The organism is Rhizobium sp. ZPR4, from assembly GCF_040215725.1.
GTDB classification, from domain to species: domain Bacteria; phylum Pseudomonadota; class Alphaproteobacteria; order Rhizobiales; family Rhizobiaceae; genus Rhizobium; species Rhizobium rhizogenes_D.
Window position 1 is genome coordinate 1,531,186 of the sequence record NZ_CP157968.1, and the last position, 13,778, is coordinate 1,544,963.

The 13,778-nt window shown below is 57.9% G+C and carries 11 protein-coding genes; 8 read left to right on the forward strand and 3 right to left on the reverse strand.

What is annotated here, in order from left to right; translation table 11 throughout:
- Positions 1–60: 60 nt before the first annotated feature.
- The 3 genes from ABOK31_RS26620 to ABOK31_RS26630 form a co-directional block, all read right to left on the reverse strand.
- Positions 61–1,113, reverse strand: a complete 1,053-nt coding sequence (locus tag ABOK31_RS26620) for an FkbM family methyltransferase (protein ID WP_349959773.1) — start codon at positions 1,111–1,113, stop codon at positions 61–63.
- 71 nt (positions 1,114–1,184) lie between these two features.
- Positions 1,185–2,552, reverse strand: a complete 1,368-nt coding sequence (locus ABOK31_RS26625; RefSeq protein ID WP_349959775.1) for a glycosyltransferase family 1 protein — start codon at positions 2,550–2,552, stop codon at positions 1,185–1,187.
- Positions 2,549–4,666 carry a capsular polysaccharide biosynthesis protein gene (locus tag ABOK31_RS26630; RefSeq protein ID WP_349959776.1) on the reverse strand — a complete coding sequence of 706 codons (2,118 nt, stop codon included), beginning with the start codon at positions 4,664–4,666 and terminating at the stop codon, positions 2,549–2,551. Before ABOK31_RS26630 ends, ABOK31_RS26625 begins: the two co-directional genes overlap by 4 nt.
- A 119-nt stretch (positions 4,667–4,785) precedes the next feature.
- On the opposite strand from ABOK31_RS26630, the gene ABOK31_RS26635 reads away from it, so the two are divergent.
- The 8 genes from ABOK31_RS26635 to ABOK31_RS26670 all read left to right on the forward strand — a co-directional run bounded on the left by ABOK31_RS26635 (position 4,786) and on the right by ABOK31_RS26670 (position 13,547).
- Complete coding sequence (locus tag ABOK31_RS26635; protein ID WP_349959778.1) at positions 4,786–4,929, forward strand: hypothetical protein; 144 nt, start codon at positions 4,786–4,788, stop codon at positions 4,927–4,929.
- 375 nt (positions 4,930–5,304) lie between these two features.
- Complete coding sequence (locus ABOK31_RS26640) at positions 5,305–6,510, forward strand: capsule biosynthesis protein (RefSeq protein WP_349959779.1); 1,206 nt, start codon at positions 5,305–5,307, stop codon at positions 6,508–6,510.
- A complete protein-coding gene (locus ABOK31_RS26645; RefSeq protein ID WP_202034525.1) occupies positions 6,507–7,241 on the forward strand; it encodes an ATP-binding cassette domain-containing protein in 735 nt (244 codons plus the stop codon). Before ABOK31_RS26640 ends, ABOK31_RS26645 begins: the two co-directional genes overlap by 4 nt.
- A 651-nt stretch (positions 7,242–7,892) precedes the next feature.
- Entirely contained in the window at positions 7,893–8,906 is a 1,014-nt protein-coding gene (locus ABOK31_RS26650; RefSeq protein ID WP_174172999.1) for a helix-turn-helix transcriptional regulator, read from the forward strand.
- A 57-nt stretch (positions 8,907–8,963) separates the two neighbouring features.
- Positions 8,964–10,136 (forward strand): polysaccharide biosynthesis/export family protein, encoded by a 1,173-nt coding sequence (locus ABOK31_RS26655; protein WP_349959781.1) that lies wholly within the window; start codon positions 8,964–8,966, stop codon positions 10,134–10,136.
- A gap of 107 nt (positions 10,137–10,243) precedes the next feature.
- Positions 10,244–11,107 carry an FkbM family methyltransferase gene (locus ABOK31_RS26660; RefSeq protein WP_349959783.1) on the forward strand — a complete coding sequence of 288 codons (864 nt, stop codon included), beginning with the start codon at positions 10,244–10,246 and terminating at the stop codon, positions 11,105–11,107.
- A 40-nt stretch (positions 11,108–11,147) separates the two neighbouring features.
- Positions 11,148–12,473, forward strand: a complete 1,326-nt coding sequence (locus ABOK31_RS26665) for a glycosyltransferase family 1 protein (protein WP_349959785.1) — start codon at positions 11,148–11,150, stop codon at positions 12,471–12,473.
- An 18-nt stretch (positions 12,474–12,491) separates the two neighbouring features.
- Positions 12,492–13,547 (forward strand): hypothetical protein, encoded by a 1,056-nt coding sequence (locus tag ABOK31_RS26670; protein ID WP_349959787.1) that lies wholly within the window; start codon positions 12,492–12,494, stop codon positions 13,545–13,547.
- The last annotated feature ends 231 nt before the right edge of the window (positions 13,548–13,778 follow it).

The following is a 13,778-nucleotide window of genomic DNA, read 5'->3' on the forward strand; positions in this document are numbered from 1 at the left end:
TGTCTCCGTATAAGATGCCGGCATCTCGCACCGGAGCCGCACAGTCGGGCACTGATGGGGCTAAAGCGCCGGCTCCCGCTGACGCTGTTTCTTTGCCTTCGTCGACCCCAGCGTCAGCCCAAGCCGCTGAAGGCTTTCGCTGGCGCCGTCGGCGCGATCGTCGTGGACGGCCAGAATGTTCGCCACCGTGCCGACCTGAAAATTCAAGTCGAGTTCCTCGGGCGAGGTCATGCGGATCAGCTTATTTTGCGCGCTGTTCCAGATGCGGTAACCGCGTTCGGTGAGTTGCTGATGGATCGCACCCGGCGTCGTTTTTGACAGAACGGAGAGCATGTCGCGGTTGATCTCCATCAGGAGCGAGGGCTTATGTGCCGAGAGCGTTTTTTGCGCTCCTTTCAGGAACAAGCCTTCCGCACCCTCGATATCGACCTTCATGACATCGGGGCGCAGGCTGCCGACGACGCGGTCGAGTGTCTCGACCTTGGTCATGCGCCCGACCCTGGTGTCGGCCGAATTCGTCACCAGTCGCGTTGCGCCGGCGTTGACCGTGTCCTCGGCATTGTTGAGCTGCAATTCGCCTGGCGCATCGGCAAGGGCAAGTTGGCGAACGCTGACGCGGTCCTCAAAGCCGTTCTCCAGGATCGAGCGATTGAACAGATCCCAGAGCTTCGGCAGCGGCTCGAAGGCAAGGACCGTTCCTTTGAACGTCGGATGGGCCGCGATGGAGAGCGAGTAGTATCCGACATTGCCACCGACATCGATGAACTGCCCGGTCTCGGGCAGAATGGCCTTGACGAGATCGACATCGAATTTCTCGTATTCGCCGCTCATGATGCCGAAGGATATGTGATACTGGCGCAGATCGAGATACAGCTTGAAATTGTATTTTGTCTCGAACAGAACGAAAAGCGATTTCGGCACGAAATTATTGAAGAGCAGTTCGCTATGGCGTTGGTGGAATTCGTAGGAACTGAGAAAACGCCGACGATGCTCGTCCAGAGAAATGTCCGTCAGCTGCAGCAGGTTCTGCCCGATGACGTTACGCTCGTCCTCGTTCATTGCGCGGCCGAGGATGAATTTGTAGCAGTTTTCGATGTCGTAAAAGCTTGTCACTTCGCTGCTCCCACGTCTTGCTGACCAACCGGATTTGTCTTGTTGCTGCATTTTGCTTGCATTGCTGCCTCTCACTGCAAAGCAACCGAAGGCGATATTCTCTCGATGCGTCGTGAGGCGCGCTGGGCGGCGTGGCGCCGCGCCGAAAAATCGGCCTCGATCAGTGTCTCCAAATCATCGAAATGCGTGTCCCATCCGCTTGGCTGGCTCGGCTTGGTCCGGCGTTGCGGCGAAGCGGCGATCATGTCGAGGGCGGCTCGCCAGCTCAGCCCGTCCAGGGGATCGAGGAAGATGGCGGCCTGGCCTGCCGCGGCTTCGCGATGGGCGCTGATGTTGGAGGCGACGACAGGTGTGCCAAGTGCGATGGCCTCGGCGACGGGCATGCCGTAACCCTCCGTGAAGGAAGGGGCAAGAAGGGCGGCCGCGCCGGCGACCAGCCGAGCCAAGGCGGCATCCTCCAGCCCCGGTACTTCGATGACGAGTCCGGGCAGGGCAGGGCAGCGCTCCAGCATCGCCAGGATATGGCTGTTTTCCCATCCCCTCTTGCCGACGATGACCAGCCGTGGGGCCATCGACCCGTCACGCTCGGCCAGATATTGCCACAGGTGCAGCAGCAGAATGTGATTCTTGCGCGGCTCGATCGTTCCGAGCGTCACGAAATATGGCATTCGGGGGCGCGCCATGTCTGATGATGGCGACAGGAAGCATTGTTCGACACCGGGCGGCAGCACGGCGATTGAGGGCGGCTTTCTATTGCTTTCCTGGGCAAAGGTGCGCAAGGCGCGGGCCGTTACCTGGGAGTTGCAAAGCACGAGCGACGCATGTTTCAGCACCGTCTCCATTCTGCGGCGATGTCGCTCCGGCTCCTCCGGTCTGACGAATTCAGGATGCGATAGCGGAATGAGATCATGGACGTAGAAGACGCCGTTCCGGCCGGTTTCTCTAAGCCAGGAGAAAGCCGATGTCCGTTCCAGCCGGCTGTGCGATACGTGGACGAAAGACGCCCTGTCCGGCAGCGTCAGGCCATGAGCGAAATGGTTGGCGACGGCATGCATGATCTTGCGCAGCTTTTGCGTGTGGGCGTCGCCCGCTTTCACTTCCGACGCCGCCTGCCATCTGATCTTGCCATCGATAGCCGCGAAAATCCGCTCGAGAAGGGTGGCCTGCGAGGGCGATATTTCCGTCGCTGCCCAGCGGCTGTTGAGGATGGAAACCAGCCTGTCTGCTCGCTCAGAGGGAACGCTGATGGCGCCACTATTGCTCGTTTCGATAAACCAGGAAGGCTGCGGAAACGCTTGAAGATTGGTCAGATCGGCTTGTTTGCGGCGCTCGTTCAACCAATTTGCATAATGAAGCTCATAGCGATCTATGCCTGTTGGCGTCGGGCAATGCGCTCGTTCCATCAATCGCGAGATATCCATAACGACCGGCTTCGTCATGTTTTTCTCGCCTCAAGCATATGGATGGCCTGCGCCAGCCAGCGCCGCCGCGACGGATTGGGAGCCGTGCCCAAACGGGAGCGATAGAGTTCGGCAACGACGTCTTCTGCTTCGCACGGAAGATTGGTGATGTTCGACCAGTATCGCGGATAGAGGATGAGCGTGCCGGCGACGAGCGCGTCGAGCGTTAAAGCGCGCTTTCGCCGTAACGAAACAACTGCATCGTGAGTAAGCCCCCAGCCGGCATAGAAAGGGAGACCATGACACCATACCGGCTTTTCACGCAGCAGCGCCTCAAACCCGATCTGCGACGTTGCGACATGAACCTCGTCGACGGCGCTGAGGAGATCATCCAGATTGACATTGCCGATAACGAGATTGGCAACCTCCGCCGGTGGGGATGGAGGCGGATGGCGGCCAGCCGCCTTCGCCAGAAGATCAGGGTGTTGCTTGTAGATGATGAATGCCTTCGGTCTTGCGCGCCGGACGGCTTGGAGGAACTCGATGTCTGACGGATGACTTGCCATGCCAAACCGCAGCGAAGCGTCGTTCGGCACCTGCCCGGCCACCAGAACGATGTCGCGGCCTTCAGCGAGAGCACGGTAGTCCGGCGCCGGCTGCGGCGGCAGATTATATTTCGTGATGCCCATCGAGACGATGGCCTGCCGCAGACGCTTTGCCCGCGCAAGAAGTGCATCGTCGAAATTCGTCCTGTTCAGGATCGTTTCCAGCTGGCTTGGAGTGGAGGCATCGAAATAGATGCCCTGGTCATCGAAGCAGAGCGAAGAAGGGGGCACCAGCGAGCTGCCAAGACCGGAGGAACGAATGAAGCCGTCTTCAACTCGAATGATCGGCAATCTCTTGCCCTGCTTCCACAAAACGCATTCATCAGGAGGCGCGGCGTTGCCCCAAAGGACGATGGTGTCGGCGCTCTGAATCTCCGAGGCGCTCGGATTGGTGGCGAATTGAACCTGCGAGCGGGGACTGTTCAGATAGCGGCGCATGACCGCGCGTTTGTGAAGCGAGAAATTGACGCAAAGGTAACGGCCGGCCAGCGATCGGGCACGAGTACGCCATTCGAGCAGCCGTTCGACTGCCTGCTCGGCCGTGATCGGGTTGCGGGAGACCGGATCGACGTAGCGGGAATATTGAAAGAGCGCAGCAGCAGCAAACTCGTCTATGCTGACACGGCGCCCACGACGCGAGCGTGCCGTCGTTGCGACCGTGCCTTCGGCGCGGTCCGCGGTCAGTCCCCAGCCGGCGTAGGCGGGCATGCCGAAGGTGACGACGGGTATTTCCCGCAGAAGCGCTTCCAGCCCGAGTTGGCTTGATACCGTCCAAACTTCATCCACCACATCCAGGAGGGAATGTGTCGAGACAGGGCGGTCCACGAGCTGCACCCCTGCGGTTTGGGCGAGAGGTTGAAGAAAGCCCCGGGCCTGGCCTGCGACGACTTCGGGATGGCATTTGACGATGATATCGGCATTTTCCTCGGCAAGAGCCGCAGTCCACATTCTGGCGAAGGTCGCTGCATCGGCGCCCGCGCTTTCCACAGTGCGATTTCCCACCACCTCGTCGACAAGCAGGATGCGCCTGCGACGGCTTCGGCGAAACGAAATGGCCTCGTCCCTTAGCTGATTGTCTTGAGACAGTCGCTCGCGGATGATCCATCGCCGCAGGTTGCCCGCACGCTGAATATCCGTATCGGATGGTGTATCTTGAAGCAGCGCCTCCAATCGCGAAGGCTGGCGGGCGGAGGAATGAATTCCGAGATCATCGGCGACGATGGAGATCGGCGACGTGGTGTCCGGACCAGTCGATTGGAGAAAACCGCCTGCCACTGTCCAGAAGGGCAGACGTAACACCTGCGCATAGAGGCGTGCCAGACGGGCAAGCGGCCCGTCACCCCAACCGACGACACCATCGGCGGCACCCATCGTTAATTCGATCGGCTTGAGCGACGCGGAGAAGGCAGGACCGATGAGAGGAAACCGCTGACGTGTCGGAAGAAAGGCGAGCAGTCGCGCGTTGGTCGGGGGCAGCCAGGACGGCTGCTCATTTGTCTTTGCCGAAGACCGTGTCTCCTGGGGAAAGATCGTCGAATCTATGTGCATATAAGTCCCCCCAAAGATGTCCGCTAAGAGCGATTGCTCGCGCTTAGGCGAAACAGCCTGCGATGTGCGCTCACGGCGGGTTGAATGAGCTGAACCGCGTTCGGGGGCATGAAACGCAAGTGCAGCTGTTCGACAGCTTCCGGTATCGCGAGTGCGAGTTTGCGCCGCCTAGCCACGAGAAACTTCAGGAAGCTTCGGCAAAACTGGCCGATGAACAACTCTCCACGACCAGCCGAGGCAAAGTTGCTGCCGCCATGTTTTAAGAGGCCTCCGAGCTTTCCCATTCCGAATTCCTTGAACCAGCAAAGAGGGTGAAACGGCTAATCGAATGGCAGTTATTGCCGCCACAATTCCACCTCGCCATACGGATCGCGTCGCCAAAGTATTAATTGCGACAGAAGGCAAATTATTCTTGTTTCTGTATGTAAAAATTTCGGAAGCGCGGAAATATATTTGACTTTCAAAGGATATATGGGAATCTCTTGCAAAGTAAATTGCCGTCGAAATCGTCGCGCGCGTTGCTCGGAATGACGAACCGAAACGATGGAAACCGGCTGATTGCTATTGCTTGATCGGAGCTCCGAAAGGGCAGCTGTGGAGTGGTCTCGACCATTCCAAGAGAGATTTGATGGTCCCAAATGAGCCGTATCGAGAATAACAAGGAATTCACTGATTTCGTTAGGCTGGTGAACGCACGCGCATCCGGCGTCGTCATAGGTCAACCGGTTTCCTGGCCGCGTTCCGTTGCGCGATGGGCCCGGTCGCAACTGCTGCTATTGCTCATCGTCGTCGTTCCAGGCCTGCTCGGGGCGGTTTACTACGGTTTCATCTGCGCCGATCAGTATGTTTCCGAAACGCAGTTCGTCGTGCGCAGTCCGAACAGGAATGCCGCGGGGCTGCTCAGCGGTTTTCTCCAGAGCACCGGCTTCGTTCGTGCGCAGGACGACAGCTACATCGTCACCGAGTTCATCAAGTCGCGCGCCGCCATGGACGCCCTGGTAAAGAACGATGATCTGACCGAGATCCTCTCCCGCCCCGAAGGAGATCTCCTCAGCCGCTACCCGCTACCTTGGGCCGAAGCCAACAATGAGGAGCTGTATCAGCATTATCTTCGTTTCATCAATGTGCGTACCGACAGCGGCAGCGGCGTAACTACGCTGGATGCTCGCGCATTTCGTGCCGAAGACGCCTATCGCTTGGCCAACGCCCTGGTTCAGCATGCGGAAGAACTCATCAACCGCCTCAATGATCGGGCACGCGAGGATGCCATCCATTACGCACAGATCGAGGTGAACGACAGCCAGGCAAGGCTGTCCAACATGCAAAAGAGCCTGACGGATTTCCGCAATCGTGAAGCGCTTGTCGATCCAAGCAAGCAATCATCCGCCGCTTTGGACATGATTGCCCGGCTTTCGGACGACCTGGCCGACAGCAAGGCGCGTCTTTCCGCACTGGAAGAACAGGCACCGCAAAGTCCGCAAGGCGAATCGCTTAGGGCGCGCGTGGCGGCGATGGAGCGGCAGATCAGTGATGAACGGGCACGTATCGTCGGTAGTGACGGCTCGATGGCGCCTCGCATCGCGCAATATGAGCAACTGCTGCTGGAGAGGGAAATGGCCGCGAAGATGCTGACATCGGCTACTGTTTCCCTGGAAAATGCAAGGATCGATGCACAGCGGCAACAATTGTATCTGGAGCGAATCGCCGATCCGAATTTGCCGGATCATGCGCTGTACCCGAAGCGCCTCGGTTCGTTTCTGATGTTGCTTGCGGTTTGCTTCGCAACGTTCTGGATCGTGCGCTTCTTCGCGATCCAGGTATACGAGCATGCGGCTCAGCAATGACCGGTCTCCCTTCCAGTCTCACGCAGATTGCTTCTTCGGGGACGCCGGCGCCGAAGAGCGAAATCCCCTGGCATGAAGATGGCATTGTCGGCGTGTTCGACCTTGTCAAGGAATACGAAGTGCATGGCCGGATGCGCCGCGTGGTCGACGGCGTGACATTCAAGATCGGCCGCGGTGAAAAGATCGCCGTTCTCGGCCACAATGGGGCCGGCAAATCAACGCTCGTGCGCATGATCGCAGGGATAGAGGAGCCGACGTCGGGCAAGGTCGTACGCAACATGTCGATGTCGTGGCCCATTGCCCTGAGTGGTGGCTTCGGCGGTTCGATGACCGGCTTCGACTGTATGCGCTTCCTGTCGCGCATCTATGACAAGCCATTCAACGAAATTCGCAATCTGGTAGAGGATTTCAGTGAGCTTGGCCGCTATCTGCGCATGCCTCTTAGGACCTATTCCTCAGGCATGCGGGCGCGGCTGGCCTTCGGCATGTCGCTTGCTATCGATTTCGATTGCTATCTCATCGACGAGGTATTGGCTGTTGGTGACAAACGCTTTCAATCACGTTGTTTTGAAGAGCTTTTCGTCAAGCGCAAGGATCGCTCGATGATCATTGTGGGACATAATCTCAATGTGATCGGCGATCTGTGCAAGTCGGCGCTCGTGTTGAAGAATGGCCGCGGCCGCGTCTTCGACGACATTGAAGCGGCATTTCGCATCTACTCCACATTGTAGCCCGGCTGACGAACGGTTGTGTGGATCGATAACAGTAGTGCACGCCATATTTGCAAATTGAGACAATATCGAGCGGTAGCTGCACGGTGCCTCCGTGCTTGCCTGTATCCGGTTGCTATGCGGGCAGCGGCACTGCGGATCATGACACAGGATCCTGGCTAAACCTCATGATGTATTAGAATAATTGAAATGAACGTAACCTGTAGATTGTTTTTAACCGCAAGCCAGCGTGGTCTCAAAGCGACTTCATTTTACCCGCGGCCCCTGTGCACGCAACGAGCTTCCGCCAAGTCGATCGAGATAAATTAGTAACTACTTCTGCAACCTGTGCCAGTAGACGCGTAGGATATATTTGCCGATAGCGATTATTTTGTCCGATATCGTCGCTCGGGATATTCAACCTGTGGCCGCGCTACGAAGAGGTAGGATTCTGTATAACATCGTCACTATCTGTACTGTCGCGCTAAAATTCATCGTGCTAATTTAATAATTAGTAATGCAACTTACGATGAACGGTCTTGCATCTCGAAGTGGGCGCGGGAGCAACGTGATGGAGTCGTCATAACGAACGCTAGAAAAATGTGGCCTAGATAGAAATCAAGTGTTAGCGATGGCTAATATGCAACCTGAGATTTTGAGTAGGATTAGCGGATGGCGATGTTGGAAAGAGTTGTCGAGCAGTGCGTTGGCACTTTCGAGGTGTATTCCCGGGATGCAATCATTCGCAACCTCGACATGCTTGAGCCAAACTGGAAATGGACGGTTCCCTCGGAAACCTCAGGCGATTACTCCTTCAAATTCAGCAAGCAACCGCTTCAATCGGCCTCGATCATAAGCGCCGAGCATTCGGCCGGCCTCGAGGGGATCGCGAAGCAGGATCTGCCGCGCGTCAGCATCGTATTTGTTCTCGCGGGTGAAATAGAGATCAATCATCGGCGAATGCGCAAATCCCTGCGCATTCCTGCCAACTATGTCGCCAGCATCAGCGACCGTGCAGGCAAGCGGCTGGAGATCAAGCCACGCAGTTCCTGGCTGCTGTTTCAGATCCCGGAAGCCGTAATCCGGCAGCATTTCGAAGAACTGACAGGCAAGCCTTATGTACAGGAATTTGCGTTGGCACCGGTGAGCTTCCGTCAAGGTGGCGCGCAAGGGCTCTATCAAACGCTGCGCCAGGCCGAGAAGGATTTGACGACTGCTCGCCAGACTGAACGGATGATGCTCGCCAAGGCTTATGGCGAGCTCCTGCTGGTCAAGCTGTTTGCCAAGCTGCCGCACAATCTGTCCGATGCGTTCAATCGCGGCACGCTTGAAAATGCGCCACGCCAACTCCTGAGGGCGGAGGCGTTCATGCGTGACAATCTGCATAATGCCATCATGCTGGAGGATCTCGCGAACGCCGCCAGCTGCAGCCCGCGAGCGTTGCAGCGCATGTTCAAGACCTATCGGGGCGATACGCCCATGGGAATACTTTGCAACTACCGGCTGGCCGCGGCACATGGCGCCATCAAGGGCGGTCAGGCCGAAAGCATCACCGATCTTGCCATGAGCCTGCAATTTTCCAATCCCGGGCGTTTCTCCGTTCTCTACAAACACGCCTATGGTTCCAGTCCTTCGTCGACCCTTCGTTTTACCCGGGAGCGCAGCGACAATGCCGGAACGGCCTAGCCTGCCTCGCACGAAAGTGCCTCGTCAAAACTGTCTCCATGCCATTCAGGATCGTCGATGCCGTTGAAGTTCGGATTACTGTGCGTTCTCGCCTGCGTTCTTACGGGCTGTGCTTTACCGGAGGCCGGACCCAAGGCCTCCCGCATATTGGAAGAGGCGGCCGCGCGCACCATGCCGCCATTTGCGCTGGTCGACGTGACATCGACTGCGCTGGTCAAGAGCGTTGCTCGACCCGAGGCCAGCTTCGCGGCCTATTTCGGCGAGGGTGCGCGTGATCCCGGCTTGAGAATCGCCGTCGGCGATGTCGTCTCCGTCAGTCTTTGGGAGGCGCCGCCTGGAAGTCTGTTCGGGATGGCGTCCAGTGCTTCAGGTCAGCAGCAGGCGACCGGGAGTTCGGTTACGATCCCGCCTCAAACCATCAATAGCGACGGGACGATCAGCATTCCCTATGTGGGGCGCATCAATGCGGTCGGCCGAACGCCCGCAGCTGTCGAACGAGCCGTGATCTCTGGCCTTACCGGCAAGGCGGTGCAGCCACAGGCGCTGGTAACGGTGCAGCAAAGCGCCTCGAATACCGTCACGGTCACCGGCGAGGTCGCCGGTGGCGCACGTGTTGCGCTCTCGCCTGCCGGCGATCGTGTGCTTGATGCCATCGCGGCAGCGGGAGGATTGCGCGCCGGCGTCAATGATAGCGTCGTCTATCTGACGCGAGGACGCCGCACGATGCATCTGCCCTTCACCGCGATCGTTCAAAACCCGCGCGAAAATGTAAGATTGCGACCTGAAGACGTGGTCACTGTCGTCCGGGAGCCGGTTACCTACACGATTCTCGGTGCGTCGGGCCAGAATGGCGAGGTGCCATTCAGTGCACAGCATTTGACTATGGCGAACGCCGTAGCGCGTGCGGGAGGGCTGCAGGATACACGCGCCGACGCCTCGGGCGTGTTCCTCTTCCGTTACGAGCCGCTTGACGTCGCCCGTCGCATCGTCGCGCCGAACAATCCGTTGTTGCGCAGAGGCGGGGCCGTTCCGATCGTCTATCGGTTCGATCTGAAAAATGGCTCCACGCTACTTGCAATGCAGAACTTCGAAGTCCAGCCGCGGGATATCATCTACGTCTCCAACGCATCCTCGATCGATATTCAGAAATTCATGGGCCTCTTCCAGGGCGTCACGGGAACAGCACTGTCAGCGGCATCGGTCGGCATAGCTGCATCTACGGCAAACTAAGGACCGTGCGGGGCGCGAGAGGGGCGGAAGAATGAAGTCGATGGAATTTCATGATGTTGGCCGGCCTGCGAAATGCGCAGCAGGCATGCCGGACCGAGAGAGATAAAATGAGTTCTTCGGCACTGCTACATCTTCATGAATTGATGGCCTTCGACAGGCATCAGGCAGAGGCTGCAATCCTGCAGCGGGTCAGCAGCGCCTATCTTGGAAGCCATACGGCTCTGGTCCGCGTGCTCGGTCGCTACAAGCTCTACATCGATACCCGCGACAGGGGCTTCGGCTCTCACGTTCTTCTGGACGGTTTTTGGGAAATCTGGCTGACGTTGTTTTGCGCACGTAACGTCAAGCGCGGCATGACCGCGATCGATGTCGGCGCGAATTTCGGCTACTATTCTCTTTTGCTTGCCGAGCTGGTGGGAGCCAAAGGCGAGTTGATCGCCGTCGAACCCAATCCGCATGCGGCTGATTTCCTGCGTCGCAGCATCGAGCTCAATGGGCTGCTGGATCGGACGCGGATCGAAAGACTGGCGCTCGGCGCCACAATATCTGGCGAGGCCTCCTTCTACATTCCCCATAGCGAGCCGAAGAACGCGCTGATCGTCTCAGAAACCTTCCAGCCTCACGCCCAGGATGGTGCAGTCATCAAGGTTCCCGTGACTACCCTCGATCGTTTGGGTGGTTCCTGCTCACGCGTCGATTTCATAAAGATCGACGCAGAGGGGGCGGAGCAAGTCATCCTCGAAGGAATGGGCGAGACCATTGCCCGTCACAAGCCGATGCTTGTCGTCGAGTTCAATCCTGGCCGCTATGCCGACGCGCAAGGCTTCCTTGAGCGGCTTGCCGGCATCTATGGGTCGCTGCGGCGCCTCGATTTCAGTGGCGAGGCCGTTCCTGTCACCAGCGAGGACTTGCTTTCGAAATATAACTCCGACGATTCGCTGCTCGTCTTGTCGCGTGACAAGCCGGCTTGAGGGCGAAGAAGGGGTTCCAGATGCTGAAGGAGAGATAGGAGTGAGCCAGACGATCCTTTACGACGGCCTCAATCTTTCTCTGAAAAAGGGCACAGGTGTTGCGACTTACACCCGCGGTCTGATGTCTGCGTCCCGTTCGCTTGGTTATCAGACCGGAGTTGTCTACGGAATTCCGGGGAGAGTTCCAAAGGACCCGGTATTGCGAGAGGTTGTTCTCTTCGATGCGTCCGGCGCCCGCCCGCCCGGAGCATTTTCCGAAGTTCGGCATTGGCTGCGTCGTCGCATTGCTGCGCCCTTCGGTGTGAAACCGGTTCCGATCCCACTGAGCGGGACGGTTATTCTTAAATCTCTTCAGGCGCAGCTCGGCGATGCGGCCCTGGCCTATGCTTCCAGCGACTTGTTCCATCTCGCACGCCATCATTTCAAGCGCTACGGCAATAATCTAACAATGAAGTTCGAAGCACAGCCGGATCTTCTCCATTGCACTTATCCGATGCCGATCGCGGTGAAGAAGGCGCTGAATATCTATACGATCCATGATCTGGTTCCCTTGCGGCTGCCCTATCTGACCGAGGACGACAAGCGTTATCACTATAAGATGCTGCGCTCTCTGGTCCGGCGAGCGGATCATATCGTGACGGTGTCCGAAACGTCGCGGGCCGATATCATCAAGGTTCTTGGTGCCGATGAGGCGCGCGTCAGCAATACCTATCAGGCAGTTCACGTGCCGGAGCAGCTTCGTGAGAAGCCAGCGGATGTGGTTGCCGACGAGGTCGCCGGCATTTTCCATCTCGATTGGAAGGGCTATTTCCTTTTCTTCGGCGCTTTCGAGCCGAAAAAGAACATCTCGCGGCTGATCGAAGCATATCTCGCCGCGAAGACATCCAAGCCGCTTATCATCGTCGGTGCTCCGGGATGGAAGGGTGCGGAAACACAGCAGCTCATCGATGATGACCGGTTTCGCTTCTATCTTCGCGCGGAAGACCGCATCCTGCCGCAACGACAGATCCAGCGCTTCGATTTCGTATCCTATCCTCTGCTGATCAGCCTGATCAGGGGAGCGCGGGCGGTGCTGTTTCCCTCGCTTTACGAAGGTTTCGGCCTGCCGGTGCTGGAATCCATGCAGCTTGGAACGCCGGTCCTGAGCTCCACGGAAGGATCGATTCCCGAAATAGCCGGAAATGCCGCGCTGCTGGTCGATCCTTATGACACGGAGGAGATGCGCAAGGCGATCGTCAGTCTGGATCAGGACGACGGGCTGTGCGCCTCGTTTGCCAAGTCCGGCCCCAAGCAGGCGGCCCGTTTTTCGACGGATCGATATCAACAGAAGGTGAGCGCGCTTTATGACAGCCTCTTCAACGGATAGCCGCGGGAAGGGTGGTGCATGACCATCCTCTTTGCATTCGGGATGCCGGGCGTCATGTCCTCCTGGGGCGTTGCCGCGGTTCATGCCCTGGCCCGCGAAGCTTTCGGCGACTATGCGATCATCGCAACCGATACGGTGGAGGACCTCAAGCAGCATGTCGTAGCACGATCGGGCATGCATGCCGTTCTTGTCTCGCAATTTCCGGAAGCCAAGCTTTCGGAACTGATCCTCAGGGTCAATGTGCCGTTTCTGTTGTTTCTCGAGGATCCCCTCGACGCGGTTTCATATCTGGCTCGAGCGACCGAGCAGCGGGATATCGGACTGGTCAGGGCCGTCTCCGCCAGCCTTGCCTGCCTCGAGCCGCTGGCAAGCGCTTCCGGAGCGCTGGTCTTGCGCCGCAACGACATCGATCAAAAGGGCAGCATAGATCTGCTCCTGAAGACGATAGACCGGCATTTCAGTACTGATCTCAAACTTGAGCAAATCGCAAATGCGCTGCTGCACATCGGTATGGCGCCGGTCGGACAGCCGTCGCACGCCGAGGTGCCGAAACTGGAGGAGGCTGCGGCGGCGGTGATCGCCGGATATCTGATGCCTCAGGAGACTGTACCGGAGGTCAGCGAGGCATTGCGCGAGACGGCAAGGAAGGTTCTTCGCCCCCTGGAATTCGACCCTCGGGAAAGCTCGAGCGCGACCATTTTCTGGCCGCAGGAGACGTTTCTGTCAGGCGACAGCCTGGGGCAAACCCTGGATGATCTTGTCGACCTCACCGGGGGAGCCCGGTGCCTCATCTATGGCCCCTATCTTCACTTGCCGCCAGGTCGCTGGAGTGCGAAGTTTGTTTTCGATGTCGACGAAGACTGTCAGGGGCAGATCTTCACCGTCGAGGTACATGCTGCCGAATTGCTAGGGAGGCTGCGTGTCTGCCCGGAAGGCACCGGGTCCTTCGAGGTGGCAGTACCGGTCAACATTGTCGATCCGCGTACGCCGATCGAAATTCGACTGATGATGGACAGCGGTGCCATCGAAGGGCGACTTTCCGCCTGGAGCGTCGAATGGCTGCGAGCGGCTTGATTGCCGGGCGGCGACCGGCTTTGACGATTGCCGATGCGCAGGGGCTTTCATCGCGTTGACGCATCACCGGCAGCGGATTTTGTTTTCCGCGCATTATTTTGTTACCCAACATTTCCAGCCCCAGGAATTTTGTAAACGAATGTTTCTCCGCCAGATTTTTCCGTATTGGCGCCGCAAAACCCTTCTTTTCAGACAAACTATAGTTTGTATAAGAATTGAGAAAACGGAATG

What these genes read in the sequence shown, in the direction of transcription:
- ABOK31_RS26660 (WP_349959783.1), top strand. Translation starts at nt 10,244, where the DNA reads ATGAGTTCTTCGGCACTGCTACATCTTCATGAATTGATGGCCTTCGAC.
- ABOK31_RS26645 (WP_202034525.1), top strand. Translation starts at nt 6,507, where the DNA reads ATGACCGGTCTCCCTTCCAGTCTCACGCAGATTGCTTCTTCGGGGACG.
- ABOK31_RS26630 (WP_349959776.1), bottom strand. Translation starts at nt 4,666, where the DNA reads ATGCACATAGATTCGACGATCTTTCCCCAGGAGACACGGTCTTCGGCA.
- ABOK31_RS26625 (WP_349959775.1), bottom strand. Translation starts at nt 2,552, where the DNA reads ATGACGAAGCCGGTCGTTATGGATATCTCGCGATTGATGGAACGAGCG.
- ABOK31_RS26640 (WP_349959779.1), top strand. Translation starts at nt 5,305, where the DNA reads ATGAGCCGTATCGAGAATAACAAGGAATTCACTGATTTCGTTAGGCTG.
- ABOK31_RS26650 (WP_174172999.1), top strand. Translation starts at nt 7,893, where the DNA reads ATGGCGATGTTGGAAAGAGTTGTCGAGCAGTGCGTTGGCACTTTCGAG.
- ABOK31_RS26655 (WP_349959781.1), top strand. Translation starts at nt 8,964, where the DNA reads ATGCCGTTGAAGTTCGGATTACTGTGCGTTCTCGCCTGCGTTCTTACG.
- ABOK31_RS26670 (WP_349959787.1), top strand. Translation starts at nt 12,492, where the DNA reads ATGACCATCCTCTTTGCATTCGGGATGCCGGGCGTCATGTCCTCCTGG.